The sequence below is a fragment of the Pseudonocardia kunmingensis genome, from assembly GCF_006716445.1.
GTDB lineage: Bacteria > Actinomycetota > Actinomycetes > Mycobacteriales > Pseudonocardiaceae > Pseudonocardia > Pseudonocardia kunmingensis.
This window is the reverse complement of record NZ_VFPA01000001.1, coordinates 2,104,355-2,130,054: the sequence shown is the minus strand read 5'-3', so window position 1 is coordinate 2,130,054 and position 25,700 is coordinate 2,104,355. Positions and strand designations below refer to the sequence as shown.

The window sequence follows — 25,700 nt, the reverse complement described above, 5'->3', positions numbered from 1 at the left end:
GAGGAATGGCCGTAGCCGAGAACGGGCCCCCGGACGGTGCGTACGCCGTCGCGCTGGCCGGGATCACGAAGCGCTTCCCCGGCGTGGTCGCCAACCGCGACATCTCCCTGCAGGTGCGCCGCGGCGAGGTGCACGCGCTGTGCGGGGAGAACGGGGCCGGCAAGTCGACCCTGATGAAGATCCTCTACGGGATGCAGCAGCCGGACGAGGGCACGATCTCGGTGGGCGGCGAGGTGGTGCGCTTCCGCTCGCCCGCCGACGCGATCCGCGCCGGCATCGGCATGGTGCACCAGCACTTCATGCTGGCCGACAACTTCACCGTGGCCGAGAACATCCTGCTCGGCGCGGAGGCGCTGCACGGCATGGGTGCCGCGGCCCGGGACCGCATCGCCGAGCTGGCGGCCACGGTCGGGCTGCAGGCCCCGCCCGACGTGCTCGTCGAGCGGCTGGGGGTGGCCGACCGGCAGCGCGTCGAGATCCTCAAGGTGCTCTACCGCGGGGCGCGCACCGTCATCCTCGACGAGCCGACCGCCGTGCTGGTGCCGCAGGAGGTGGACGAGCTGTTCGCCACGCTGCGCACCATGCGCGCGGAGGGCTACACGTTCGTCTTCATCTCCCACAAGCTCGACGAGGTGCGCGCGATCGCCGACACCGTCACCGTGATCCGGCGCGGGGAGAGCGTGGGCAGCGCCGACCCGAGGTCGGTGACCAGCCGCCAGCTCGCCGAGATGATGGTCGGCAGCGAGCTGCCCAGCCCCGAGACCCGCGAGTCCACCGTCACCGACCGCGAGGTCCTGCGCGTCACCGAGCTGACGCTGGAGGCCGAGGGCGGCGGGCGCCCGGTGCTCGACGGCGTGGACCTCGTCGTCCGCGCCGGCGAGGTGCTCGGCATCGCAGGGGTCGAGGGCAACGGGCAGACCGAGCTCGTCGAGACGATCATGGGGATGCGCCGGGCGAGCGGCGGCACCATCGTGGTGGGCGGCACGGACGTCACCCGCGCCCACACGCTGCAGCGCCGGGAGGCGGGCATCGGCTACGTGCCGGAGGACCGCACGCGCCACGGTCTGCTCGGCACCCAGCCGTTGTGGGCCAACCGCATCCTCGGCCACCAGAGCCGCAAGCCGATCGCCACCGGCGGCCCGCTCGGCCTGCTCGACCGCGGGGCGGCGCGCCGCGACACCGAGCGCATCGTGCGCGACTTCGACGTGCGGACCCCCGGCGTCGAGGTGCCCGCGGCCGCGCTGTCGGGCGGCAACCAGCAGAAGCTGGTGGTCGGGCGGGAGCTCTCCGACGACCCGGTGCTGCTCATCGCCGCACACCCCACGCGGGGTGTCGACGTGGGCGCGCAGGCCGGCATCTGGGACGAGCTCCGCCGCGCCCGCGCCCGTGGCCTCGCGGTGCTGCTCGTCAGCGCCGACCTGGACGAGCTGATCGGGCTGTCCGACACGATCCGGGTGATGCTGCGCGGGCGGCTCGTGGCCGACGCCGACCCGGCCACCGTCACACCCGAGGAGCTGGGGGTCGCGATGACCGGCGCCGACGTGGAGGAGGCTCCGTGACGCGCGTCCGCACCGTCCTGCTGCCGCCCGCACTGGCGATCGTCTTCGCCGCGTTGCTCTGCGCGGTGGCCCTGCTGATCAGCGGCGACTCCCCGGTGACCGCGCTGCGGGTGATGATCACCCAGGTCGGCGCAGGCACCACCGCCGTCGACATCGTGAACAGCGCGGCGATCTACTACATCGCGGGCCTCGCGGTGGCCATCGGGTTCCAGATGAAGCTGTTCAACATCGGTGTGGAGGGTCAGTTCCGCGTGGCGGCCTGCGTGGCCGCGATCGTGGGCGGCGCGCTCGTGCTCCCGCCGGTCGTGCACGTACTCGTCATCATCGTGACCGCGGCGCTGGTCGGAGCGCTCTGGGCCGCCGTCCCCGCGCTGCTGCGGGCCTACCGCGGCGTCAGCGAGGTCATCTCGACGATCATGCTGAACGCCGTCGCGGGCGGGCTGATCGCCTACTTGATCAGCACCGACGCGTTCGGCGTCCTGCAGGGCAACAACATCTCCACCACGCCGATCCCGCCCAGCGGGCACGTCCCGGGCATCTCCTTCGGCGACGCCGGGACGATCTTCGGGATGGTGTTCGTCGCGGCCGCGCTCGGGCTCGCGTACGGGTTCATGCTCAACCGCACCCGGTTCGGCTTCGAGCTGAAGGCGTCCGGCGAGTCGCCCACCGCGGCGTCCGCGGGCGGGGTGGACGCGCGCCGGATGGTCCTCGTCGCGCTGCTGCTCTCCGGGGCGATGGCCGGGTTGGTCGGGCTGCCCGAGCTGCTCGGCCGCGACTTCGCCTACACGCTCACCTCGCCCCAGGGCTACGGCTTCACCGGCATCGCGGTGGCCCTTCTCGGGCGCAACCACCCCGTCGGCATCGCCCTCGGGGCGCTGCTCTGGGCGTTCCTGGACAAGTCCGCGCTGGCCCTGGACAACGTCGGGGTCCCGCGCGAGATCGTGCTGATCATGCAGGGGTCGGTGGTGCTGTCCGTGATCATCGCCTACGAGATCGTGCGCCGCTACGAGCTCGCCGCCGAGCAGCGGCGGGTGGCCGCGCAGCTGCGGGCGACACCGGCCGCACCGGCGGAGGTGTCGTCATGACCGCCCTCGGATCCGCACCGGTCTCCGCGCCGGAGGCCGGCAGCCGTCGACGGATGCCCGGCTGGGCGCGCGCCGCGCTCGTCGTCGCGATCGGCGTCGGGATCCTGGCGATCACCACCACGCTGACCGGGCAGACCCAGCTCACCTCCAGCGGCACCACCCAGGCCGCGGTGCGGCTGCTGCTGCCCATCCTCTTCGCGGCGCTCGGCGGGCTCTGGGCCGAGCGCTCGGGCATCATCAACATCGGCCTCGAGGGCATGATGATCCTCGGCACGTGGGGGGCGGCCTGGGCCGGCTTCTACGGCGGGCCGTGGGCGGCCGTCCTCGGTGGGCTGGTGTTCGGGGCGCTCGGCGGCGTGCTGCACGCGGTCGCCACGGTGACGTTCGGCGTCAACCACATCGTCTCCGGCGTCGCGATCACGCTGCTCGGCATGGGCGTCACGCAGTACCTGTCCACGCTGATCTTCCTGCCGCTGTCGCAGAACCCGCGGCAGTCGCCGCGCATCGAGGGCTTCGAGGAGTTCTCGATCGAGCCACTGGCCGGCTGGCTCGCGTCCCTGGAGGACCAGCAGCGCGTGCTGCTGTCCGACGCGGCCGGGCTGCTCGGCGGAGTGGTCACCGGCCTCAACCCGCTGGTGGTGCTCGGGTTCCTGCTCGTACCGGTCAGCTACCTGGTGCTGTGGCGCTCGCGGTTCGGGCTGCGGCTGCGCTCCTGCGGGGAGAACCCGGTGGCGGCCGAGTCCCTGGGCGTGCAGGTCTTCACCTACAAGTACCTCGCGGTGATCATCTCGGGCGCCCTCGCCGGGCTCGGCGGCGCCGCGCTCACCCTCAACCCGGGCCAGCTCGGCTACCTCGAGGGCCAGACCGGCGGGCGCGGCTACATCGGCCTGGCGGCGATGATCTTCGGCAACTGGCGGCCCGGCGGGCTGCTGGCCGGCTCGGCCCTGTTCGGCTACGTCGACGGTGTGCAGCTGCGCGCCGGTGGGGAGGCCGTGCACGCGCTGCTCTACTCCCTCACGATCCTCGCCGTCGTCGTCGCGGTGTTCTGGGCGGTGCGCCGCCACTGGCGCTCTGCGGTGATCGCGCTCGCCGCGGGCGCCGCCGTCTACGTCGTGTACATGGTGATCCCCGAGGTGCCGCGCGAGTTCGCCTCGTACGCGCCGCAGCTGGTCACGCTGCTCGTGCTCGCGGTGGCCTCGCAACGGCTGCGGCCACCCGCCGCCCTCGGCATGGAGTACCGGAGGGGTGAGGGTGACTGACCTCGACTGGCCGGCCCTGCGCGACGCCGCCGTCGCGGCCGCCGCATCGGCCTACGCCCCGTACTCGCGGCTGCAGGTGGGGGCAGCGGCCGTGTGCGACGACGGCCGCGTCGTCACCGGGTGCAACGTCGAGAACGCCTCCTACGGCCTCGGGTTGTGCGCGGAGTGCACGATGGCCGGGCAGCTGCGCCTCACCGGCGGCGGCCGGTTCGCGGCCGTGGCCTGCCGCTCGGGCACCGGTGAGCTGCTGATGCCCTGCGGGCGCTGCCGCCAGGTCCTCTACGAGTTCGGCGGCCCCGACTGCCTGCTCGACACCCCCCGCGGCATCCTGCCGCTGCGCGAGGTGCTGCCCGACGCCTTCGGCCCGGAGGACCTGCCCGCCTGACCCGACCGGCGCCGCCGCTCCCACACCGACTTCTGCGCTCGCACACCGACTGCAGTCGGTGTGGCAGCACGGAAGTCGGTGTGGGACTGGTGGGAGGTTCGCCGGCGGTCCCGTCCGGCCCCTCGCACACCGACTCCTGCGCTCACGCATCGACTGCAGTCGGTGGGGCAGCACCGAAGTCGGTGTGGGACCGGTGCGGCGGCCGGTGGCCGGGTCCGCCCGGCGATCGCGTTCGAGCCGCTCGTACACCGACTCCTGCGCTCACGCACCGACTGCAGTCGGTGTGGCAGCGCGGAAGTCGGTGTGGCAGTGGTCCGGTGGGCCGCGCCGGGGGGCGGGGGCGTCCGGCATAGGGTCGCCGGCGTGAACGCGATCGACGTCATCCAGGCCAAGCGGGACGGGCACCGCCTCACCGAGGAGCAGGTCGACTGGGTGGTCGCGGCCTACACGCGCGGGGACGTCGCGGACGAGCAGATGGCCGCCCTCGCCATGGCGATCCTGCTCAACGGGATGGACGCGGGCGAGATCTCCCGCTGGACCCAGGCGATGATCGACTCCGGAGACGTGCTGGCCCTGGGTGACGTGGGGCGGCCGCTGGTGGACAAGCACTCCACCGGCGGCGTCGGGGACAAGATCACGCTGCCGCTCGCGCCGCTCGTCGCCGCGTGCGGGGCGGCCGTGCCGCAGCTGTCCGGTCGCGGGCTCGGGCACACCGGCGGCACGCTGGACAAGCTGGAGTCGATCCCCGGCTGGCGCGCCTCGCTGTCGGAGGCCGAGATCGCGGCGCAGCTGGCCGACGTCGGCGCGGTGATCTGCGCGACGACCCCCACCCTCGCCCCGGCCGACCGCAAGCTCTACGCCCTGCGCGACGTCACGGGCACCGTCGAGTCGATCCCGCTGATCGCCAGCTCGATCATGAGCAAGAAGATCGCGGAGGCGACGGGTGGGCTGGTCCTGGACGTCAAGGCCGGCTCCGGGGCGTTCATGAAGACGCCGGACCGCGCTCGCGAGCTCGCCGGGACCATGGTCGCGATCGGCGCGGCGCACGGCCTCCCGACCACCGCGCTGCTCACCGACATGTCGGTGCCGCTCGGGCGTGCCGTCGGCAACGCGCTCGAGGTGGCGGAGTCGGTCGAGGTGCTGCGCGGGGGCGGGCCCGCCGACGTCGTCGAGCTGACGGTGGCGCTGGCGCGGGAGATGGTGGCGCTGGCCGGGATCACCGACGTCGACCCCGCCGAGGTGCTCGCCTCGGGTGCCGCCTACCCGGTGTGGGAGCGGATGATCGCGGCCCAGTCCGGCGACCCGTCGGCGCCGTTGCCGGTCGCGGCGCACGTCGAGGAGCTGGTGGCCGACCGCTCCGGCGTGCTCACCCACCTGGACGCGCTCGCCGTCGGGGTCGCCGCCTGGAGGCTGGGCGCCGGGCGGGCCCGCAAGGAGGACGCCGTGCAGGCCGCGGCCGGGATCCGGCTGCTGGCCGGCGTCGGGGACGCGGTCGAGGCCGGGCAGCCGCTGCTGGAACTGCACACCGACACCCCGGAGAAGGTCGCCGGTGCCCGCGCCGCGCTGGCGGGCGGCGTGCTGGTGTCCGAGGAGCCCGCGGCGCGCCCGGCGCTGATCATGGACACGCTCCGCTCCTGACGGTCCGGGCCCGGCTCGACCCCGTGCTCCTGACGCGACCCCGCGCCGACGACCGACCGTCCTCGTGCCGAAGGTCGTCGGGCGGCCGGCGGGCGCGGACGTCGGCCGGCCTCGCGTCATCGACGGAAGCTCGGCCGTGCAGGTACGGCAGCGGGTGACCGATCCCGCGCCGTCCGGTGATCACCCGTCCCCCCGTCGCGCGGTGGGGCGGCTGACTCACGGGCTCCGGAAAAGGGATCCGCATGACGAACGGCACATTCGTCGGCTAGGTACCGACGAGAGTGCCGTTCGTCATGCGGAGCTCAGCAGCAGCCGGCGGCGTGCTGCCGGCTGTGCACGATCTCAGTGCTGGGCGGTCCTCGTCGTGCTCTGGGTCACCGGGCCGCCGGACAGGATGCCGCCGACCTGGACCTGGGGGCTCACCTCCGCGTCCACGGCCAGGAGCGGGCCGTCGAACACGCCTCCGACCAGGCCCGCGAGGAGACCGTCGCCGCCGAGGAGTCCGGTCGGGCCGACGAGCCCGTCGACCAGGGCGGTCAGGGGGCCGCGGGGTGGCTCGGGCTCCGCCCGGTGAGCCCCGGGCCTGCCTGTGGCGCCGCCTCGCGACGCCCCGTCCTCGGCTGCGTCCTGAGCACCCGCACCTGACGTCTCGGTGCCCGAGGCGCCGGCGCCGGCGTCCGGCACGCCCCTGCTCGCATGCTGCGATCCCGGGGTCGGGAGCGAGTCCGGGGCCGTGGTCGCGTCCGGTGCGTGCGGCCGTCCTGGCGCGAGCGTGCCCGGGCTGTCGACGCCCGGGCGCTCGGCCGGAGCTCCGTCGGGCCCGTGCCCGCCTCCCCGCGCGTCCGTGGTGGCGGTGCCGGTGCCCGCGTGGGCGCCCGACCCTGCGCGGGGGGTGCCGGCGGGACTGCTGGTCGTGTCGACATCCGGGGTCGTCGAAGGTCCGGCGACGCCCGGGTCCACGTCGACCTCCGCGGCCTCGGCGCCACCGACTGCGCCATCCTCCGGGCGGCCGATGGTGTCGTCGGCCGCCACGGTGTCGGTCTCGGCGCCGGTGTCGGTGTCCGTCGCGTCGGGGTCGGCGGACGTGTCCGCGGCGATGTCGGTGTCCCGGGCCGCGTCGGCGTCCGGGGCGTCGAGCGGGTCGGTGGAGGCCAGCACGCCTGCGACCAGGTCCGCGGCGAGGAAGCTGTCCTGCCCGGGGTCCGGTGCCGTGGTCCCGGGGTGCTGGTCCAGGGCGGTGCCGAGCGCGTGCTCGTCCGCGGTGGTGGCGTCGTCGGCGTGCGCCGCGGTGGCCGCGGCAGCGGTGAGGGGCAGCGCCGCCAGCCCGGCGGCGCCCACCCGCAGGCCCACCCGGACGAGCTGTCGTGCGTCCCGCATCTCGGTCCTCCTGGTCGGGGAGCGGGTGGCGGCCCCGGGCACGGGGCCGCCACCCGACGGAGTCAGCGGGGAGTCAGTCCTGCACGATCCCGGAGTTCGAGCTGTCGTGGTCGGCGTTGCCCTGCTGGACGGCGCCGCCGGAGAGGATCCCGCCGAGGTTGAGCTGCGGGTTCGCCTCGAGGCTGCCTTCGACCAGGTCGCCCGCCTGGAACGCCTCGTGGTCGCCGCACCCGGACTGCAGGATCCCGGAGTTCGACGAGTCGCTGCGGCCGTTCTGCTGCGCGACGGGGCCGTCGTTCAGGATGCCGCCCAGGTTGAGGGCCGGGGACGACTCGATCCCCAGGTCGGCCAGCCCGCCGTCCTGCGCGGCGCTGTGGCCGTCGCAGTCGCGGTCGCGCTCGTGTTCACCGGCCTGCGCGAGGCCGGCTGCGGCGACGCTCAGCGGCAGCACGAGCGCCGCGACGGCGACGGCGCGACGCACGGTGACGGCGAGGGTGTTCGGCTTGCGGTGCATGGGGAGTCCTCCTCCGAGTGAACGGGAAACCCGGTCGAGTGGCGGTGCGTGATCAACCGGCGACAGCAAGTTAGCAACGGTGATCTCGGGCCACTCGGACGGGATCGAAGTGAGCGCTCTCCGCGCCTCGATCCAGTGCTCTCCGTACCCGTACGCACACGCTGGGTTATACGGAGAGCGAGCGACACGCCGAGTCTTGATCGCTCTGCGTATGCATTCGACTGCGTTACGTGTCCGTTACCTCGGGGGAGAAAGAGCGGAAATGCTCACTCCCGCGCAACCACGCAGCGACCCGGCGCGTCCCAGGGGACGTCGACGTGTGCCGTCGCACCGGCGCGGCAGCGCGTGCTCACACGACGAGACCCCCGGTACCTGCGGGTACCGGGGGTCTCGTGGAGGTCGGGACGGTGTCAGTCGTCCGGGTCGTCGGTGACGGTGTCGTGGGACGACGCACCGTTCGGGCTCTTCACCGTGACCTTGCTGCGCTGCCGGCGCGGGGTCTGGCGCGGCGGGGGCGGCGGCATCTGCGTCGACGGCCCGCGGCCGAGGATCAGCTCCGCGAAGGTGGCCATCGCCTCGTCGAGCTGACCCGCGTTGCGCCGCTCCGACTCCGAGTTGGCCCGCTCGACGAGCGAGCGCAGCGCGGTGGCGTCGGGACGCTCGACGAGCGCGGCGTCGAGCTTGCCGAGCCGCTCGTCGAGCGTGCCGCCGAGGGTGCCCAGTCGCCCGGCCATGCCCTCCTCGAGCGCCTCCAGGCGAGCGGCGAGCGCCTCGAGCCGCTGCTCGAGGCCGTTCAGCGGCTCCGTCGGGTCCACGGCAGGACGCGCTGCCAGGTCCTCGAGGCGGCGGTGCAGGCCGATGCTCGTGTCGCCGAGCAGGTTGCGCAGGCCCTCGCCGGACTCGTCCACCGACCGGACGGCGTTGTCGAGGTACTCGCGGACGGTGCGGTCGATCCCGTCGATGCGCTCCTTGATCGGCGCGCCGACCGAGGACGGCATCGCGTCGAGGCGCATCTCGTGCCGGTCGAGGCGGCCGTCGAGGTCGTCGAGGCGCTTGTGCAGGCCGCCGAGGCGGTCGTCGAGACCGTCCATCCGGCCCGAGACGCCCTCCAGGCGGCCGGCCATGCCGTCGAGGCGGCCGTCGAGCTGGGCGATCGGCTTCGCCATCTTGTCCGGCATCGCCTCCACCGCGCGCAGCACGGACGCGATGGCGGCGTCCTGCGCGTCGAGCTTGGCGACCGTCTCGTCGAGCCGCTCGGCGAGGACGCTGACCTCGGTGCGATCGGGAAGCTCGGTGAGGCGCTTGCGCACCGTGCCGAGGGCGTCCAGCGCCGCGAGGCGAGCGTGGATCTCGTCGAGCGAGTCGAAGATCTGCTGCTGCTCGCTGTCGCGGATCTCCGCAGCGCGCATCAGCATTCCGCGCATGCGGTCGAACGAGAGCGTGGAGTCATTGCTCATGGGGCGGGGAGCTTCCTCTGAGCCGGACATCGGGTGGTGCGGAATGAGGGTAGCGACCGCGATCCGTCACCCGTCCGCGACTCCCTGTTCCAGGTTCCATCGCCCGATCGGAGCAGCATTCGGCGCCCGAAGATCGCACGTCAGGGCGCATGTTCTAGCGTGACCGGGTGCCTGCGCCGCTGACCGTCGACACCATCCGCGACGCGCCCAAGGTGCTGTTGCACGACCACCTCGACGGCGGCCTGCGGCCGTCCACGGTGGTGGAGCTCGCCGACGCGTCGGGGTACGGGGACCTGCCCAGCACGGACGCGCGCGAGCTGGGCGCGTGGTTCCTCGCCGCCGCGCACTCGGGTTCGCTGGTGCGCTACCTGGAGACGTTCGGGCACACGGTCGGGGTGATGCAGACCGCCGACGCGCTCGTGCGGGTCGCCGCGGAGTGCGCCGAGGACCTCGCGGACGACGGCGTCGTGTACGCGGAGGTCCGGTTCGCGCCGGAGCTGCACGTCGAGGCCGGGCTGGCGCTCGACGCCGTGGTGGAGGCGGTGCTGGAGGGCTTCCGGGTCGGCGCGGCGCGCGCCGCGGAGCGCGGCCGGCGGATCCGGGTGGGTTGCCTGCTCACCGCCATGCGCCACGCGGCGCGGTCGCGGGAGATCGCCGAGCTGGCCGTGCGTTACCGGGACCTGGGCGTGGTCGGGTTCGACATCGCGGGCGCCGAGGCCGGGTTCCCGCCCACCCGCCACCTCGACGCGTTCGAGTACGTCCGCCAGCAGAACGCCCACTTCACGATCCACGCGGGCGAGGCGTTCGGGCTGCCCTCGATCTGGGAGGCGCTGCAGTGGTGCGGTGCCGACCGGCTGGGCCACGGCGTCCGGATCGTCGACGACATCACCCTCGGTGCCGACGGAACGCCCCGGTTGGGGCTGCTCGCGGCGTACGTGCGGGACAAGCGGATCCCGCTGGAGATGTGCCCGACCTCCAACGTGCACACGGGTGCGGCGCCGTCGCTGGCCGAGCACCCCATCGGGCTGCTGACCCGGCTGCGGTTCCGGGTCACCGTCAACACCGACAACCGGCTGATGTCGGACGTGTCGATGACCAGCGAGCTCACGGCGCTCGTCGACACGTTCGGGTACGGCTGGGGCGACCTGCAGTGGTTCACCGTCAACGCGATGAAGTCGGCCTTCCTCGGCTTCGACGAGCGGCTGGCGCTGATCAACGACGTCATCAAGCCCGGTTACGCCGCGCTCACAGCCTGATTCACCCGACCGTGAGGCTGCGCAACCGCGGCCAGATCTCGGCCCACGGCTCCAGCCGCCCGCTGCACAGCCACACGCTCGACTCCCGCGCGTCCGGCCCGCCGTCGTCCACGCGGCGGACCTCGCGGAACCAGGGCCGCACGTCGTCCGGCGACGTGCCGACGTAGAGCGCGGTGCCGGCGGTCTCGGGCGGCGGGGGGAACCAGCCGTAGCCCCGGTTGCCGCTGTGCGCCTCGGGCAGCCCGTACTCGGTCGAGTAGCCGTCGAGGTAGGCGGCGACGATGTAGGACTGCGCCACCAGCACGGTGTCCTCCCGCTCGGCGGGCGGCAGGGCCCGGTAGGCGGCGGCCGCGCTCCGCGCGATGCGCCCGCCGGCGTCGTCGGACTCGGCCACGGCGTCCAGCGACGTCGACAGCATCACCCCGGCGGCCGCGGCGCTCAGCGCGAAGGCCGGCCACACGACCCACCTCCACCGGCGCCGGCCTGCCTCCCGGCGCCGTTGCAGCCCGACGGCACCTGCGGCGGCGAGGACCGCGTAGAACCCGCCCAGGTAGTAGGGACGCCCGACGGTCACGACGAAGAAGGCGTAGAGCACGAGGAAGGTGACGGCGAGGAAGCGGTAGGAGCGCATCTCATCGGCGCGCAGCAGGCGCCACAGACCGTAGGCCCCCAGGACGGTTCCGGCGATGCCCGCGCAGACCACGAGCAGGACGGCCACGCCCGTCCGCCCGCCGTAGAGCGCGTCGGCCTCCGCCGCGACCACGGCGCCCATCTGCAGCTGTGGCCACCCGTGGACGGCCTGCCAGACCAGTGTCGGCAGCGCGATCAGCACCCCGATCCCGGCGCCGACCCACAGCAGCGGGCGGCGCAGCAGCTCCCGTGGCCCGCAGACCAGCACCGCGAGCAGCAGCACCGCACACAGCAGCAGGACCTGGAACTTCGTCTGGGCGGCGATGCCGGCGGCGGCGCCGAGCGCGAGCAGCAGCCGGTCGTCGCGCACCCGGATCCAGCGGACCACCAGCCAGACCAGCACCAGCCACTGGACGGGCTCGAGCGTGTAGGGGGTGAGCCAGTGCCCCGACAGCGTGATCCAGAGGGTGGTGGCCTGCGCGGCGGCGGTGATCGTCTGCGCGCGGCGGTCGCCGCCGACCTCGCGCGCGACCAGCGCCGCGACGAGCACCGCCGCGGCGGTGGCGAGGACGGCAGGCAGGCGCAGCACGACGATCGAGCCGGGGGCGAGCGCGTCGGCCAGCGCGGCGAGCAGCGGCGTGAGCGGGGGCTGGTCGGCCGAACCCCAGTCGAGGTGGTTGCGGCCGATCGCGAGCATGTACACCTCGTCGAACCAGTAGCCCTTCCCGAGGCTCGCGGCGAGGTGGGCCACCGCGACGGCCGCGGTGATCGCCAGGACGGGGCCGCGGGCGAACGGCGGAGCGTGCCGGGCCCGCATCGCCGCTCCGGCGTTCTGGACGGTGGTCATGGTCGTGATGCAACCGGTCCGCCGCCCTCGCGCACCAGCGCCGGGGGACGGCCGGGAGTCCGACGAAAGTGGGTGCCCGCCCCCGTCCCGAGACGGTGATCGGCAGGCCGGGGCCCGGATACGGTGGCCGGGTGCAGCCGCATGCGGAGGCGGGACCTGCCTCCACGATCCACCGGAAAGTGGGGATCGCGATCCTCGTCGGCGGGGTGCTGCTCTTCGCCGGCCTCGACGTGCTGGTGTTCGCGCTGGGATCCCGCACCACCGGTGCGGCCGGTCCGTGGGCCGGCCTCGCGTTGCGGCTCGTGCTCGACCTGGCCGCGCTCGCGATCCTCCGCGCCCCGGTCCTGGTGACGAGCCTGACGATCGCCGGTGCGCTGGCCCTGCAGGTGAGCGAGCTCGTCAGCCCGGGCCTGCTCGTCGCGACCCCCGTGCTCACCGGCGACCCGCTCACCCCGTCCGTGACCCCGCTCGTGGTGGCCACGGCCGTCCAGGTGCACAACCGGCGCTCCACCTGGGTGCTGGTCGGGGTCCTCACGGTGCTCGCGACGCGGCCGTGGGACCCCTCACTGCTGACGGTCTCGCTCGGCCTGCTGGTCACCGCGTTCCCCGCGCTGCTGGGCCGCTACCTGGTGGCCCGGCGCACCCTGATGGCGAACCTGCGGGAGCGCGCGGAGCGCACCGACCGGGAGCAGCACCTGCTCGCCGAGCAGGCCCGCGCAGAGGAACGGCGGCGGCTCGCGTCCGAGATGCACGACGTCGTCACCCACCGGGTGAGCCTCATGGTGCTGCAGGCGGGGGCGCTCGAGGTCACGGCCCGCGACGACGCCACCCGGCGGGCCGCGGAAGGGCTGCGCGACGCGGGCATGCAGGCGCTGGACGAGCTGCGCGACCTGGTGGGGGTGTTCGGCGGGGAGCGGACGGGGGAGTCGCCGCCGGTCGGTCCGCCCGCGCCGCGCGCGGACCTGTCCGAGCTCGTCGACGCCTCGGTCGCCGCGGGCGTCGACGTGCGGCTGGACCGGGCCGGGGACGCCGACGCCGTGCCGCCCGCCGTCCTGCGCACGGCCCACCGCGTGGTGCAGGAGGCGTTGACCAACGTGCACAAGCACGCGCCCGGCGGCCGGGTGCACGTCGAGGTGCGCTACGGCGCCGAGCTCGTGACGGTGGCGGTGTCGAACACCGCGGCGACGGCCGACGCCGTGCTCGTCGCCAGCGGCTCGGGGAGCGGGCTGCGCGGGCTGCGGGAGCGCGTCGAGGTCATCGGTGGCACGCTGCGGGCGGGCGCGCGTCCGGACGGCGGGTTCGCGGTCCGAGCGGAGATCCCGGTGGTGACGTCGTGACGGTGCGCGTGCTCGTCGTCGACGACGAGCCGATGGTCGGCGCGCACCTGCGCACGATCCTCGGCGCGGCCCCCGGGATGGAGGTCGTGGCGACGGCCGCCGACGGCGCCGAGGCCGTGGAGGCCGTCGTGCTGCACGCCCCCGACGTCGTGCTGATGGACCTGCGCATGCCCGGCGTCGACGGGATCACGGCGACGACCCGGATCGCCGCCCTGCCCGACCCGCCGCCCGTCGTCGCGCTCACCACCTTCGACGGCGACGAGCACGTGCACCGCGCCCTGCGGGCGGGAGCGGCGGGCTACCTGCTCAAGTCCACCCCGCCCGACGAGCTCGTCGACCTCGTGCGGGTGGCGGCGCAGGGGCACACGGTGCTGTCACGCTCGGCGGCGCGGCGGCTGGTGGAGCGCTCGAGCGACGCGCACGCGAGCCGCCGCCGGGCCACGGCCCGCCTCGCGCCGCTGACCGAGCGGGAGCGCGAGGTCGTCGCGCTGCTGGGGGAAGGCCGCTCCAACGCCGAGATCGCGGGCAGGCTGCACCTCACCGAGGCCACGGTGAAGGGCTACGTCTCGAACGCGCTGGACAAGCTGGGCTGCAGCAACCGCACGCAGCTGGGCCTGCTGGCCCGGGAGGCCGGCCTCTGAACCCACCTTGGAGCCGTACTGCTCCCACAGGCCCCCCAATTCCGCACCTTGGAGCCAAGGTGCGCTTTTCGGGGGCCCGGATTCAGCAGTAAGGCTCCAAGGTGCGCTAGTGGCTGCGGAAGCGTGCCACCAGGTCGTCCACCAGCTCGCGGAACCGGGCGGACTCCGCGTCGAACGGCGGGCTCGGGGCGAGGCGGGTGGGGTCGGGCCGGGTGACGAAGGAGACCAGCCAGCCCAGCGCCTGCGACTCGGCGAGAGCGCGCCGCGGCTCGTCGTCGTCCGCCCAGTCGCCCACGTCGAGCAGCAGCTCCGCCGCGAGCTCCAGCTGCGACCCGTCGACCGCGGAGGGACCCTCGGCGAGGTCGTCGGCCAGGCCGGTGAGGGTGTAGGCGTTGAGGTCGTCGACCACGACCTCCAGCTCGCCCACCCCGGCCCGCTCGACGATCTCCGGCCACGTCGAGGCCGTCACGAGGTCGTGGCCCTCGGCCCCGTCCTCGCCGAGCCAGCGGGCGAGGGCGCGCTCCGAGCGGAACACGTCGATCCGGCCGTCGGACCCGAGGAACACCGGCCGGTCGTCGAGGTAGCAGCGCAGCGTGTAGTGGTCGCCGTCGCGCGTGGTGATCCGGACGGGGTCGATGCCGACCTCCTCCCAGAAGCCGGGCTCGTCCTCGTCGTCGGCGCCGTCCTCGTCGGCCTCGGTGACGGTCGGCTCGTCGGCGTCGTCGAGGACCTCGACCTCCTTCTCGGCCGCCGCCAGCGCCGCGGCGTCGACGTCGGGCGTCGCCACGAGGTCGTCGAGCGCGTCGATCACCTCGTCCCAGCGCCGCGCGATCGTCTCGACGAGCTGGGTCCACAGCCGCATGCCCTCGCGACCGGCGAAGGGCAGCGTGCCCTGGCGCAGCAGCGCGAACGCCGGGGCGGCGTCGAGCACGTCGTTGACGGTGTCGAGCTCGCAGACGTCGGCGATCGAGCGCACCATCTCCGCGATCTCGGCGAGCTCGCCGACCGTCCACGTGTCGGGGTCCTCCGCCACGATCTCGGGGACGCCGACGATGTCGTAGCGCTGGGTCTCCTCGGGTGTCAGCTCGGCCACGGTGAGGTCGGGCACCACCGACCACGCGGGGTGGTCGACGAGGTCGTGCTCGGTGGCGGTGCGGACGAACGCCGCGAGCTGGGTGACCTCCGGGAAGGCGAACAACGCGTCGTCGTCGCCGAGGAAGGCCTCCCACTCCTCGCCGTCCTCACGCCACCGCGGGGCCCACAGCGTGACGAGGTCGCCGTCGGTGAGCGAGAGCTGGATCGGGACGATGTCGCTGGCCACGGGGGAAGCCTAGGAGAGTGGCAGCTCAGCGGCCCACGGGGTGCCACACCGTCTTGAGCTCGGTGAAGGCGCGCAGCCGCTCGATGCCCGGGGTGCGCGTCGGATCGGGTTCTGCGGCGGGGCGCGGCAGCACGCGCTTGACGCCCTCGGCCGCGGCCCGCTCCAGGTCGGCGGCGATCTCCGCGGGCGCTCCCACCAGGTCCAGGGCCTGCACCTCGCCGTGCGCGGCCAGCCACGGCGCCAGCTCCGCGGTGCGTCCGGTGAGCACGTTGGCCACACCGCCGGGCAGGTCGGACGTGGCGAGCACCTCGGCCAGCTCGACCGCGGGCAGCGGGCGCTCCTGCGCGGCGACGACGACGGCCGTGCACCCGGTGGCGAGCACCGGCGCGAGGACGTCGACGAGCCCGAGCAGCGACGACCCCTGCGGCGCCAGCACCCCGACGACGCCGGTGGGCTCCGGGGTGGACCAGTTGACCAGCGGCCCGGCCACCGGGTTCACCGAGCCGAGCACGGTGGCGATCTTGTCGGTCCACCCCGCGTACCAGACCCACCGGTCGATCGCGGCGTCCACGACGGCGGTGGCCCGCTCCCGGGGCAGGCCCTCGGCGGCCACGACGTCGTCGACGAACTGCGCGTGGCGCCCCTGCAGCATCTCGGCCACGCGGTAGAGCACCTGCCCGCGGTTGTAGGCGGTGGCGCCGGACCAGCCGGCGAACGCGGACCGCGCGGCGGACACCGCGTCGCGCACGTCCTTGCGCGAGGCCAGAGCCGCATGCGCGAGCAGCGTGCCGCCCGCGTCGGTGACGGGGTAGGTGCGGCCGGACTCCGAGCGCGGGAACGCGCCGCCGACGTAGAGCTTGTAGGTCTTGGCGACGGCGAGCCGGTCGGTGGTCACGGGGGCAGGCTACGACACGGTGCGCGGGCGGGCGCCGGTCTGCGAGGACGAGCGGAGGCGGCGTCTCACGGGCCCGCGAGCCCGCCGGAGCGGAGCGGAGGCCATCCCCCGGGCAGTTGTGCGCGGGAGGCCACGCCGAGCTTCGGGAAGGCCTTGTACAGGTGGTAGCCGACGGTCCGCGGGGACAGGAACAGCTGCGCGCCGATGTCGCGGTTGGACAGGCCGGCCGCCGCCAGCCGCACGACCTGCAGCTCCTGCGGCGTGAGCTCGGCGAGGGCGCCGCAGTCCGGCGCGGTCGTGGCCCGGGTCTCGCCGGTGGCGCGCAGCTCCGCGTGCGCGCGCTCGGCCCACGGTCGCGCTCCCAGCTCGGCGAACGCGTCCGCGGCCGTACGCAGCGGGGCGCGGGCCTCGCTGCGCCGGCGGGCCCGCCGCAGCCACTCGCCGAGCAGCAGTTCGGTGCGGGCGCGGGCGAAGAGGTGGGCGCCGTCGAGCCGGTGCAGGGCGACGGCCTCGGCGAACAGGGCCTCTGCGGCGTCGTCCGGCGCCACGAGGGCCCGGCAACGCAGCGCGACCGCCCGCGCCCACGCCTGCCCCGTGTGCTCGGCCCAACGCGTGAACCGCCGCGCGGCCGCGCGGGCCTGTTCGGGCCGTCCGGCCCGGACCGCCGCCTCCACCAGCCCGGGCAGCGCCCGCGGCCGCCCGGGGCCGGCCACCGCCTCCGCGAGCCGGTCGGCCGCGACGTCGAATCGCCCGGCGCCGAGATCGAGCAGGCCGCGGGCGGACGCGGCGGTCCCCGCCGAGGCCGCCGTCGGACGCCGCCCGTCGACCTCGGCCAGTGCGGCGGCGAGCCCCACCTCGTCACCGGTGGCCGCGGCCAGGTGCGCCTGGACCACGACGAGCCCGCCGACGGCCCGGTCCTGCCCGATGTCCCGCGCGATCGAGAGCCCGTCGGCGGCCGCGGCGGCGGCGTCGTTCCAGTGCCCCAGGTGCCAGCGGCTCGCCGCGAGCGCGGACAGCACGCGCGGCAGCGCGCCGAGTGCGCCCGTCGCGCGGCTCTCGCGCTCGGCGGCGGCCGCCAAAGCCAGCGCGGCGGCATCGTCGCCCGTGACGAGGTGCCACCCGGCGAGGCTGGCCGTCGGGCGCGGCGCCCCCGGGCCCTGGCAGCCGGCGACCTCGGCCAGCGCCACCCGCGCGGGCGGCAGCGGGACGTCCGGGTCGTCCTCGAGCTGCGCCGTCGCCATCGCGACGTGGGCGCGCAGGTGGGCGCGGTCGGGCAGGTCCAGGTCCTCGGCCACGGCGAGCACGCGCTCGACCATCCCGCGGTCCCGTGCCGACCACCCCGCCTCCACCGCCCACAGCAGCATCTCGTTCGCCAGCCGGGGCGCCGCGGACGCCGCAGGCCCGACCGCGTCGAGCAGCAGCCGGTGGGTCAGCTCGGGTTCGTCGGCCTCGTCGGCGAGCCGGGCCTCCACGAGCGCCAGGCGGGCCCGGTGCGCCGGGTCCCGCGCGTGCGGCGTCGTGGACCCGATCAGCCTGCCCACCCACTCGCGGTGCCCGACCTCCGCGGCCGCCTCCGTCCCCGCGACCATCCGGCGCACCCACTCCGGGCCGGGCGCGGTGAGCGCGGCCGCCCGCTCGTAGGCGGCCGCGACCGCCTCGTGGCTGCCCCGCTCGCGGGCGCGCACGGCGCTCTCCTCCAGCGCGGTCGCCACCCGCTCGTCGGGACCGAAGCTGGATGCCGCGAGGTGCCAGTTGCGCCGGTCGTGCTCGCGCCGTTCGTCGAGCACCTCGGCCAGCGCGGCGTGCGCGGCGCGCTTGGCCGGCAGCGTCGCCGCGCCGTAGACGGCGGTGCGGATCAGCGGGTGGTGGAAGCCCATGCACCCGCTGGTGAACGTCAGCAGCCGTTCCCGCTCCAGCACCTCGAGGTCGGCCGGGGTGGCCCCGAGCCGCTCGGCGGCGGCGAGCACCACGCCCGTGTCGCACGTGCCGTCGGCGGCGGCGACCAGCAGGGCGGTGCGGGCGGCCGCCGGGAGCGCAGCGATGCGGGCGGCGAACTCCCGCTCGACCGGGCTGCCCGTCGGCGCGACCCCGCCCCGCCCGGCCTCCGGAGGCGCGAGCGGGTACACCGGCGCGCGGCCGGCGCGGTGCGCGGCGGGCAGCTCGCGCAGGGCGAGCGGGTTGCCCGCGGCCTCGCGCAGCAACTGGTCGCGGACGCGCCGCGGCAGGTCGCCCGCCTCGGCGTCGAGCATCGCGCGGGCCGCGGCGTCGTCCAGGCGGGAGAGCGTGAGCTCCGGCAGCCCCGGCGCGGGGAAGTCCGGGGCGAGTCCGGTGCGCGCGGCGACGAGCACCACCACCGCCTCGTTGCCCAGCCGGCGCGCCGCGAACAGCAGCACCTGCGCCGACGCCCGGTCGATCCAGTGCGCGTCGTCGAGCACGCAGAGCACGGGCCGGTCGGCGGCCAGCTCGGCGAGCAGGGTGAGCACCGCGAGGCCGACGAGGAACCGGTCCGGTGGCGGGCCCGCGGCCAACCCGAGCGCGACGCGCAGCGCGTCCGCCTGGGCATCGGGCAGGCCGTCCAGCTCCGCGCCTGCGCTGCGGAGCAGCGCGTGCAGCGCGGCGTACGGCAGCTCGGCCTCCGTCTCGACGCCGGTCTGCGCGAGCACGCGCATCCCCGTGGCCGCTGCCGTCGCGTACGCGAGCAGCGCGGACTTGCCGATGCCGGCCTCGCCGCGCACCACGAGCGCCGCGCTGCGGCCGGTACGGGCGGCGGCCAGCAGCCGTTCGACCGTCGCGAGCTCGACGGCGCGGCCGTGCAGCGGCGGTGCCGTCGTCGGTGCGCGGTTCACGAGCGCCGCACCGGGACCAGCAGGACCAGCAGCCCCAGACCCACCGCGACGGTGATGGTCGTGGCTCCGTTGCGGAAGCCGGCCACGCCACCACCGCTGAGCGTCCAGGTGAGCGCGGACGCGGCGGGGGCGACGGTCATCGCGATTGTCCGGACCGTCATGCCGACGCCGCCCGCCACCCCCTCCGACCCCGCAGGGGCCCCCGCGAGCATCGCGGCGTTGATCGCCGGGTTGTAGAGCGCCGCACCGATCCCGAGCACGACGAGCCGCCAGGCCAGGTCCGCGAGCCCCGCGTCGGCGTCCAGCGTGAGCATCAGCAGCATCGCCACCACGGTCACGGCCCCGCCGACGACCGCGACGAGCCGGGTCCCGAGCCGGTCGGCCAGCGCGCCGGCCACGGCCGAGAGCGGGGCCATCGCCCCGACGAAGAACAGCAGTGCGACGCCGGTCAGGTCCGGGCCCCCGCCCAGCACGTCCGCGACGTAGTAGGGCAGCAGGAACCCGACCAGCCCACCGGTGAAGGCGTTCGCCAGCAGGGAGAGCAGCGGGACCCCGAACGCCGGGGCGCGCACGAGGGCCAGCACCGGGCGGGACGCCGCCAGCCGGGACCACCAGAACGCCAGCGCGACCGCGCCCGCACCCAGCCCGACCGCGACGACCGGGCGCGCGTCCACCTCCTCGAAGGTGAGCAGCAGGGCGGCGACCGCCCCGCCCAGCAACAGCGTCTCGCGCACCAGGGGCGCCTCGGGTACCGGCAGGCCGCGGTCCGCCAGCCGCGCGACCGTCCGCAGCCCGACCCACAGCACCGCGGCCACCAGCGGCAGTTTCACGAGGAAGACGGCGCGCCAGCCGAACCCCCCGGCCACGAGCCCGGCGAGCGGCACGGCTGCCATCGCGCCCACCGTCATGATCGTGATGACGAAGCCGATCGCCCGGCCGCGCTGCTCGCGCCGCACGCTGGTGGTGATGATCGGCATGTAGACCGCGACGACCAGCGCGCCCGCCGCGCCCTGCAGCAGCCGCCCGGCGACCACGACCCAGAACGCAGGGGCGAGCGCCACGACGACGCTCGCGACCCCGATCCCGATCATCGCGAGGGCGAACGCCGCCCGCACGTCCGCGCGGTCGGCCCAGCGCCCGGCCGGGATGGCGACCGCCGCCATCGGCAGCGCGTAGGCGAGCAGCACCCACGCCGTCGCCGACGGCGAGACCGCGAGGTCGGCGCCGATCCCGGGCAGCGTCACCGCCGCGATGGTCATCTCCGAGGTGACCACCAGCATGGCGAGGCCGAGGGCCATCACCGGAGCCCAGTTCGTCCGCTGCGGGGCTACCGCCTCCGTCGCCATGCTCGTTCCCTTCCGTCCGGTACCGGTCGCACCGACCGTAAGAGTTGTAGTTGAGTGCAGGTCAAGGAACTCACGACTCGACGTACGGCCGTGCCGCGCGGGCGTCGCGCAGGGCGTGCGCCCACCAGGTGAGCTGGTCGAGCATCGCCTTCGCGGCCGCCGAGCACTCCGCGGCGTCGACGGGTCGGGCGTCGGGCCCGAAGCGGTCCCACGCGCCGTGGAAGCTGACGGTGTCGCGCACCGTCACCGCGTGCACCTCGGCGAAGACGCCCCGCAGGTGCTCGACGGCCCGCAGGCCACCGGACATCCCGCCGTAGGACACGAAGCCCACGGGCTTGGCCTGCCACTCCGCCAGGTGCCAGTCGATGAGCGTCTTCACCGGCGCCGGGTAGCTGTGGTTGTACTCGGGCGTCACCACCACGAACGCGTCCGCCGCCGCGAGCCGGGGCGTGACGGCGGTGACCGGTGCGGGCACCGGTGCCCCGTAGCCGGTGAGCCGATCGGGCAGGCCGGCCTCGGCCAGGTCCAGCACGTCGAGGTCCAGATCGGCGCGCCGGCGCGCCTGCTCGGTGAACCAGCTCGCGACGGTCGGTCCGAACCGGCCCTCCCGGGTGCTGGCGATGACGACCGCAAGCCGCAGGGGTGTGGCATCCATCGTGTGCTCCTCTCGTCGATCGGAGCACCGACGCTAGGAACGGGAGGGGCTCGCCCGAATCCGTCAGGTGACCGGCGGGGGCAGGGAGGCGCGTGCGCTGCTCGGCCCGCTCCTCCCGCACCCGCGGGGCAGGCCGCACAGACCTCCGCGCCGTCGCACATGCGGTGGGACATGGGTGCGACGCCGTGGAGGTGTGTGTGGCCGCATCCGCCTAGCCCGGGGTGTCAGTCGCGCAGGAAGGTCCGGAGGCGGGACGCCGTCGGGCCGAAGTCCGCCAGCGCGTCCCAGCCCCATCGGACCATCGACAGGTTCTCCGCGCGCAGCGCGTCCTCGCGGCGCTTCTCCGCGTAGACCGCGTCGGCCGGGCTCTGCCCGGGCCGCAGGAGGCGGCCGTACTTCTCCTTCCCGTCGAACTCGCCGATCGTCCGCTTCTCCGGCCAGCCGAAGTCCACGGTTCCGATCCAGCCCGCGCCCCCGAACACCTCCCACTGCAGCACGGGCACCGGCAACCCCGCCCGCGCCATCGCGACCCGGCTGCGCGACTCCCCGACGCTGCCGCTGCGCTCGTCGGCGAAGGCGACGACGCGGCGGGCGGCCGGGCACCCGCGCCAGCCCGCCGCGCGCGCGAGGACCTCGGCGAGTGCGGTCCGGAGCGCAGCCAGTTGCTCCGGATCGTTGATCAGGGCGTGCAGCGCCGCGTCGGCGACCACGAGGGCCGCCTCGAACGGCAGGGTGCGCGCCAGGTCCACGACCGTGCGCGCGACCGAGGTGACCGGCAGGCCGTCGACGAGATCGATGTCGTCGGGGTGCAAGGGCGCGGTGTGGAGGTGCAGCCCGCGTCCCGTGCGGCCTCCGGTACGCCAGTTCCGGGTGACGTGCACGCGCTGGAGCCGCATCCCCCACGTCGGCAGGCGGTGGAGCACCGCGGCCGAGGCGTGGCTGGCGACGGCCCCGTCGGCGAGGTGCGCGAGCTCGGCCCGCACCTGCAAGGCGTGGCGGCTGTCGGGGTCATCCGGCGCGGCGCCGAGGACGTAGCTCCCGCGACGGACCGCTGTGAGGTGGCCTGCCCGCAGCATCCGCTGCACCTCGTCGTCGCCGAACCCCTCGAGGCGCAACGCCTTCCGCTGGTAGATGTCGGGCAGCTCCACGGCAGGAGCATGCCCCGGACCGCGTCGCCGGCGGGCCGGTTTCGCCCGACCCGCGGTCTGCCCGCGCCCCGCACAGACCTCGAGCACCTCGCACCCACGTCCGGCGGTCTGTGCGGCGGTGCGGAGGTCTGTGCGGGTGCAGGCGGGCGCGAAGGGGCGGCGGGGCTCGAACAGCGCACACACCTCCCGACCCCGGCACCCATGTCCGGGCGCGTGTGCGGAGTCGTCGACGTGTGTGCGGCGGCCGTGCCGCAACGTCGTGAGGTCGTCGGGGGCCGCTCCCTCGCCGGGGTCCCCTCGTCAGCCCTGTCCCGACTTGGCCCGGACCAGGTCCTCGACGGCCTGCGGGATCGTGGTCTCGAAGTCCAGCAGCCTGGCCCACTCCGGCTCCACCCGGATGCGGACCATCTCGTCGTACAGCGCGCGGACGCCGGTTTCCCACTCCGGGAACACCTCGGCCGGGGTGATCTTGCGCGACGCCGCGACGTACTCGTCCGGCACCCCGTCCACGTGCTCGATCCGCGCCGTCCCGCGGACGAGCAGCACTCGTGGCGGCCACTCGCCCTGGGTGTCGATGGTGACCGCGACGCGGGGGTCGCGCCGCAGGGCGGGCACCTTCGCCATGGTCGGCAGTGAGCACACCACGATCTCCGCACCGGTCCACCAGAACGCGACGGGTACGACCCGCGGCCCGCCGTCCAGACCCGTGTAGGCGAGCCTCGCCGGGATGCCCGACCCCAGCAGCCGCTGCGCGATCGGCCTCTCCAGCACCTCGATGACCTGGTCGCGGTCCATGCCGTCCTCCTCGTCGCGGGGCCTGCAGGGGTGGGACGGGGCCGACCCCACGTCCTCGACATTGTCCGGGTCGTAGGTTCAGGGGTGTGGAGTCGCTCCCCGATGCGCAGATCCGGTCCGGCGTGCGGGTGGCCGCGCGCGTCCTGCTCGTCGACGCGGAGCAGCGGCTGCTGCTGTTCCAGGGCGTCGACCCGCACGTCCCCGACGCGACGTTCTGGTTCACCGCGGGCGGCGGGCTGGAACCGGGGGAGGAGCTGCTCGACGGCGCCCTGCGCGAGCTGCGCGAGGAGACCGGCATGCGGGTGGCGGCGGATCGGATGCTCGGTCCGGTGTGGCTGCGCCGCGTCCGGTTCTCGTTCGAGGGCGTGGAGTACGACAGCGAGGAGTGGTTCTTCCTCACCGCCCTCACCGACGCCGTCGTGGTCGACACGGCCGGCTTCACCGAGCTGGAGAACCGCACCGTGCGCGGGCACCGGTGGTGGAGCGCGGACGACTTGGCGGCCACCGGCGAGACGGTCTACCCGCTGCAGCTCGCCGAGCTGCTGCCCGGCCTGCTCGCCGACGGGTGGGACGGGCAGCTCCGGCTGGTCGACTGACCGGAACCCGGGCAGCCCACATCCGGCCGCCCACCTGGCAGACTCCCCTCGATCACCGTGCGTCGTCGAGTGGGAGCGGAGCGCCGTGACCGGACGGAACGGAGCCGTCGTGCGGCGGATGCAGCTCGGCCGCGTCCTGCGGGAGCTGCGGGAGCAGGCGGGGCTGTCGCTGGAGGTCGCCGCGCCCGCCCTGGACTGGTCGAGCAGCAAGCTGAGCCGCATCGAGAACGGCCACCAGGGCATCGACGTGCACGGTGTGCGCTCGATGCTCGACCTCTACGAGGTCGGCGGCGAGCGGTGGACGGAGCTGATCGAGCTCACCCGCGCTGTGGCGCGGAAGGGCTGGTGGCGGGCCTACGGACTGGACGACACGGGCTACGTCCCGCTGGAGGCCGAGGCGACCTCGGTACGTGACGTGACGATCGGGTTCGTGCCGGGGTTGCTGCAGACCCCGGACTACGCCAAGGCGATCTTCACGAGTCGGCTGCGACCGTACGCCCCGTCGGAGCTCAGCAACGCTGTGGCGGCTCGCACCGTGCGCCAGCAGCGACTGGTCCGCGACGACGATCCCCTGACGTTGATCGCCCTCGTCGACGAGGCCGTGCTGCGGCGCCCCGTCGGCGGGCCGGACGTGATGCGGGCGCAGTGCGCGCACCTCGTCGCGTCCGCCGGGATCGACCGCGTGACACTTCGTGTCCTGCCTGCCGGCCTCGGGGCCGCCTCGGCGATGGCGGCGGGGTTCACGCTGCTCTCGTTCGCCGGTATCGGCGCACCGGACATCGCCTACGTCGAACACCCCTTCGGTTCGGTCCGGACGGACAAGGAGAGCGACGTCGCGAGGGCTGCTGCTCGGTTCGACCGGCTCTACGCCATCGCGCTGACGTCCGACGAGTCGGTGGCGCTGATCCAGCGGGTGGCCGCCGAGACGTAGCGGACTGGACATCACGCGCACCGCGGGGTGGCGCGAACGCAGACCGGCGGAGGCCGCGCCCCGATGTCTACGGCTCCGCCCGCGGCACCCGGATCCCCTTCGCCTCCAACCGCGGGATGACCTCCGCCGCGAACTGCTCCAACTCGCCGACGTAGTCCACGAACGACAGCGTCATGCCGGCCAGGCCGGCCTTCGCGTAGTGCTCGATCTCGTCGGCGACGTCGTCGGGGGTGCCGATCAGCGGGCACGTGCCGTGCCCGGCCGCGAACCGGGAGCGGAACGACGCCAGCATCTCCGGGGTGAACGACTGCGCGTGCATGCCCTGCAGCCGCATCAGGTTGTCCACCGCGTCCCAGTCCGCGTTCTCCTCGGCGTAGTAGTGCAGGTACTCCCGCGCCTCGGCACGGGTGGGGCGGCACACCACGTGGGCAGGGGACATCACCCCGACCTCGCGGCCGTACCCGGAGCGCGCGGCGGAGGTCAGCTCCGCGACGACCCGCGCCCCGTCCGCGGAATCGCCGATGATCGTGAACACGAAGTCGGCGTTGCGGGCGGCGAAGGCGCGGCCCTGCCTGCTGGAGCCGGCGTTCAGCACCGGCAGCGTGCCGTGCACCGGCTTCGGCTTCGACTCCACGCCCTTCAGCGCGAAGAACCGGCCCTCCAGTTCGTAGCGACCCTCGCGGGTCCACAGGGTGCGGACGTGGTCCCACCACTCCTGCGCCATGGCGTAGCGGTCGTCGTGCTCGGACGGCAGCGGCACGCCCATCGCCTCGTACTCCGGCTGGTTCCAGCCCGCGACGATGTTCACGCCGGCGCGCCCTCCGGCGACCTGGTCGATGGTGGCCAGCTGCTTCGCGCTGACGACGGGGTGGTTGAACGCGGTGTGCACGGTGGCGAAGACGACCACCCGGCGCGTGCTCGCCAGCAGCGCGGAGGCCCAGGGGATCGGTTCGAGCACGCCGTCGTGGAAGTTCGTCTCGCCGCCGTAGCCGATCCAGCGCGCGATCGGCAGGATGAAGTCGATGCCCACGTCGTCGGCGAGGCGGGCGAGGCGCAGGTTGTCCGGCCAGGTCGCGCGCCACCGCTCCGGGATCTTCGTGACGGCCAGCCCGCCGGCGCAGTTCGGGGAGAACAGCCCCAGCTTGAAGTCCCGGCCGTCGACGAGCGTGTTGTCCATCGCCC

22 protein-coding genes are annotated in these 25,700 nt (G+C 74.7%); 10 read left to right on the top strand and 12 right to left on the bottom strand.

Annotated features, from left to right (window positions below):
• Positions 1 to 5 precede the first annotated feature (5 nt).
• The 5 genes from FB558_RS10120 to FB558_RS10100 all read left to right on the top strand — a co-directional run bounded on the left by FB558_RS10120 (position 6) and on the right by FB558_RS10100 (position 5,926).
• On the top strand, positions 6 to 1,559 hold the full coding sequence (locus tag FB558_RS10120) for an ABC transporter ATP-binding protein (protein ID WP_142050810.1): 1,554 nt from the start codon (positions 6 to 8) through the stop codon (positions 1,557 to 1,559).
• Positions 1,556 to 2,644 (top strand): ABC transporter permease, encoded by a 1,089-nt coding sequence (locus FB558_RS10115; protein ID WP_142050807.1) that lies wholly within the window; start codon positions 1,556 to 1,558, stop codon positions 2,642 to 2,644. Before FB558_RS10120 ends, FB558_RS10115 begins: the two co-directional genes overlap by 4 nt.
• Positions 2,641 to 3,903 (top strand): ABC transporter permease, encoded by a 1,263-nt coding sequence (locus FB558_RS10110; protein WP_142050803.1) that lies wholly within the window; start codon positions 2,641 to 2,643, stop codon positions 3,901 to 3,903. The genes FB558_RS10115 and FB558_RS10110 overlap by 4 nt, the downstream gene beginning before the upstream one ends.
• Positions 3,896 to 4,288, top strand: a complete 393-nt coding sequence (locus tag FB558_RS10105) for a cytidine deaminase (protein ID WP_142050800.1) — start codon at positions 3,896 to 3,898, stop codon at positions 4,286 to 4,288. Before FB558_RS10110 ends, FB558_RS10105 begins: the two co-directional genes overlap by 8 nt.
• Positions 4,289 to 4,651: 363 nt before the next feature.
• Complete coding sequence (locus FB558_RS10100) at positions 4,652 to 5,926, top strand: thymidine phosphorylase (RefSeq protein WP_246106349.1); 1,275 nt, start codon at positions 4,652 to 4,654, stop codon at positions 5,924 to 5,926.
• 342 nt (positions 5,927 to 6,268) lie between these two features.
• Here the strand turns inward: FB558_RS10100 and FB558_RS10095 are convergent, their stop codons facing one another.
• The 3 genes from FB558_RS10095 to FB558_RS10085 form a co-directional block, all read right to left on the bottom strand.
• Positions 6,269 to 7,303 carry a hypothetical protein gene (locus FB558_RS10095; RefSeq protein WP_142050798.1) on the bottom strand — a complete coding sequence of 345 codons (1,035 nt, stop codon included), beginning with the start codon at positions 7,301 to 7,303 and terminating at the stop codon, positions 6,269 to 6,271.
• A 73-nt stretch (positions 7,304 to 7,376) separates the two neighbouring features.
• A complete protein-coding gene (locus FB558_RS10090) occupies positions 7,377 to 7,817 on the bottom strand; it encodes a hypothetical protein (RefSeq protein WP_142050795.1) in 441 nt (146 codons plus the stop codon).
• A 410-nt stretch (positions 7,818 to 8,227) separates the two neighbouring features.
• Entirely contained in the window at positions 8,228 to 9,274 is a 1,047-nt protein-coding gene (locus FB558_RS10085) for a PA containing protein (RefSeq protein ID WP_142050792.1), read from the bottom strand.
• A gap of 167 nt (positions 9,275 to 9,441) precedes the next feature.
• Here FB558_RS10085 and FB558_RS10080 point away from each other — a divergent pair, with 167 nt between their 5' ends.
• The gene (locus tag FB558_RS10080; RefSeq protein ID WP_142050789.1) at positions 9,442 to 10,530 is read left to right on the top strand and encodes an adenosine deaminase; all 1,089 of its coding nucleotides are present in this window, start codon (positions 9,442 to 9,444) and stop codon (positions 10,528 to 10,530) included.
• Between the two features lies 1 nt (position 10,531).
• On the opposite strand, the gene FB558_RS10075 is transcribed toward FB558_RS10080, so the two are convergent.
• Positions 10,532 to 12,007: a glycosyltransferase family 39 protein gene (locus FB558_RS10075; RefSeq protein ID WP_142050785.1), complete on the bottom strand. Its 1,476-nt coding sequence runs from the start codon at positions 12,005 to 12,007 to the stop codon at positions 10,532 to 10,534.
• 131 nt (positions 12,008 to 12,138) lie between these two features.
• Between FB558_RS10075 and FB558_RS10070 the strand changes: the two genes are divergently transcribed.
• Positions 12,139 to 13,344, top strand: a complete 1,206-nt coding sequence (locus FB558_RS10070; RefSeq protein ID WP_142050782.1) for a sensor histidine kinase — start codon at positions 12,139 to 12,141, stop codon at positions 13,342 to 13,344.
• Positions 13,341 to 13,985, top strand: coding sequence for a response regulator transcription factor (locus tag FB558_RS10065; RefSeq protein WP_142050779.1), 645 nt, complete (start codon positions 13,341 to 13,343; stop codon positions 13,983 to 13,985). The genes FB558_RS10070 and FB558_RS10065 overlap by 4 nt, the downstream gene beginning before the upstream one ends.
• 106 nt (positions 13,986 to 14,091) lie before the next feature.
• Here the strand turns inward: FB558_RS10065 and FB558_RS10060 are convergent, their stop codons facing one another.
• From FB558_RS10060 to FB558_RS10030, 7 genes are all read right to left on the bottom strand, one after another.
• On the bottom strand, positions 14,092 to 15,306 hold the full coding sequence (locus FB558_RS10060) for a primosomal protein (RefSeq protein ID WP_142050776.1): 1,215 nt from the start codon (positions 15,304 to 15,306) through the stop codon (positions 14,092 to 14,094).
• A 25-nt stretch (positions 15,307 to 15,331) separates the two neighbouring features.
• Positions 15,332 to 16,201 carry an aldehyde dehydrogenase family protein gene (locus tag FB558_RS10055; RefSeq protein WP_142050773.1) on the bottom strand — a complete coding sequence of 290 codons (870 nt, stop codon included), beginning with the start codon at positions 16,199 to 16,201 and terminating at the stop codon, positions 15,332 to 15,334.
• 65 nt (positions 16,202 to 16,266) lie between these two features.
• Positions 16,267 to 19,047: a helix-turn-helix transcriptional regulator gene (locus FB558_RS10050; protein WP_246106348.1), complete on the bottom strand. Its 2,781-nt coding sequence runs from the start codon at positions 19,045 to 19,047 to the stop codon at positions 16,267 to 16,269.
• Positions 19,044 to 20,393, bottom strand: a complete 1,350-nt coding sequence (locus FB558_RS10045; protein ID WP_246106347.1) for an MFS transporter — start codon at positions 20,391 to 20,393, stop codon at positions 19,044 to 19,046. Before FB558_RS10045 ends, FB558_RS10050 begins: the two co-directional genes overlap by 4 nt.
• Positions 20,394 to 20,463: 70 nt before the next feature.
• Positions 20,464 to 21,048, bottom strand: coding sequence for an NADPH-dependent FMN reductase (locus FB558_RS10040; RefSeq protein WP_142050770.1), 585 nt, complete (start codon positions 21,046 to 21,048; stop codon positions 20,464 to 20,466).
• A gap of 224 nt (positions 21,049 to 21,272) precedes the next feature.
• Entirely contained in the window at positions 21,273 to 22,196 is a 924-nt protein-coding gene (locus tag FB558_RS10035) for a hypothetical protein (RefSeq protein ID WP_142050767.1), read from the bottom strand.
• Positions 22,197 to 22,496: 300 nt separating this feature from the next.
• Complete coding sequence (locus FB558_RS10030) at positions 22,497 to 22,991, bottom strand: pyridoxamine 5'-phosphate oxidase family protein (protein WP_142050764.1); 495 nt, start codon at positions 22,989 to 22,991, stop codon at positions 22,497 to 22,499.
• A gap of 86 nt (positions 22,992 to 23,077) precedes the next feature.
• Between FB558_RS10030 and FB558_RS10025 the strand changes: the two genes are divergently transcribed.
• Both FB558_RS10025 and FB558_RS10020 read left to right on the top strand, forming a co-directional pair.
• The gene (locus tag FB558_RS10025) at positions 23,078 to 23,587 is read left to right on the top strand and encodes an NUDIX hydrolase (RefSeq protein ID WP_211366260.1); all 510 of its coding nucleotides are present in this window, start codon (positions 23,078 to 23,080) and stop codon (positions 23,585 to 23,587) included.
• Between the two features lie 85 nt (positions 23,588 to 23,672).
• Positions 23,673 to 24,518 carry a helix-turn-helix domain-containing protein gene (locus FB558_RS10020; protein ID WP_142050759.1) on the top strand — a complete coding sequence of 282 codons (846 nt, stop codon included), beginning with the start codon at positions 23,673 to 23,675 and terminating at the stop codon, positions 24,516 to 24,518.
• Between the two features lie 67 nt (positions 24,519 to 24,585).
• Here FB558_RS10020 and FB558_RS10015 read toward each other — a convergent pair whose 3' ends face one another.
• Positions 24,586 to 25,695, bottom strand: coding sequence for an LLM class flavin-dependent oxidoreductase (locus FB558_RS10015; protein ID WP_142050756.1), 1,110 nt, complete (start codon positions 25,693 to 25,695; stop codon positions 24,586 to 24,588).
• Positions 25,696 to 25,700 lie beyond the last annotated feature (5 nt).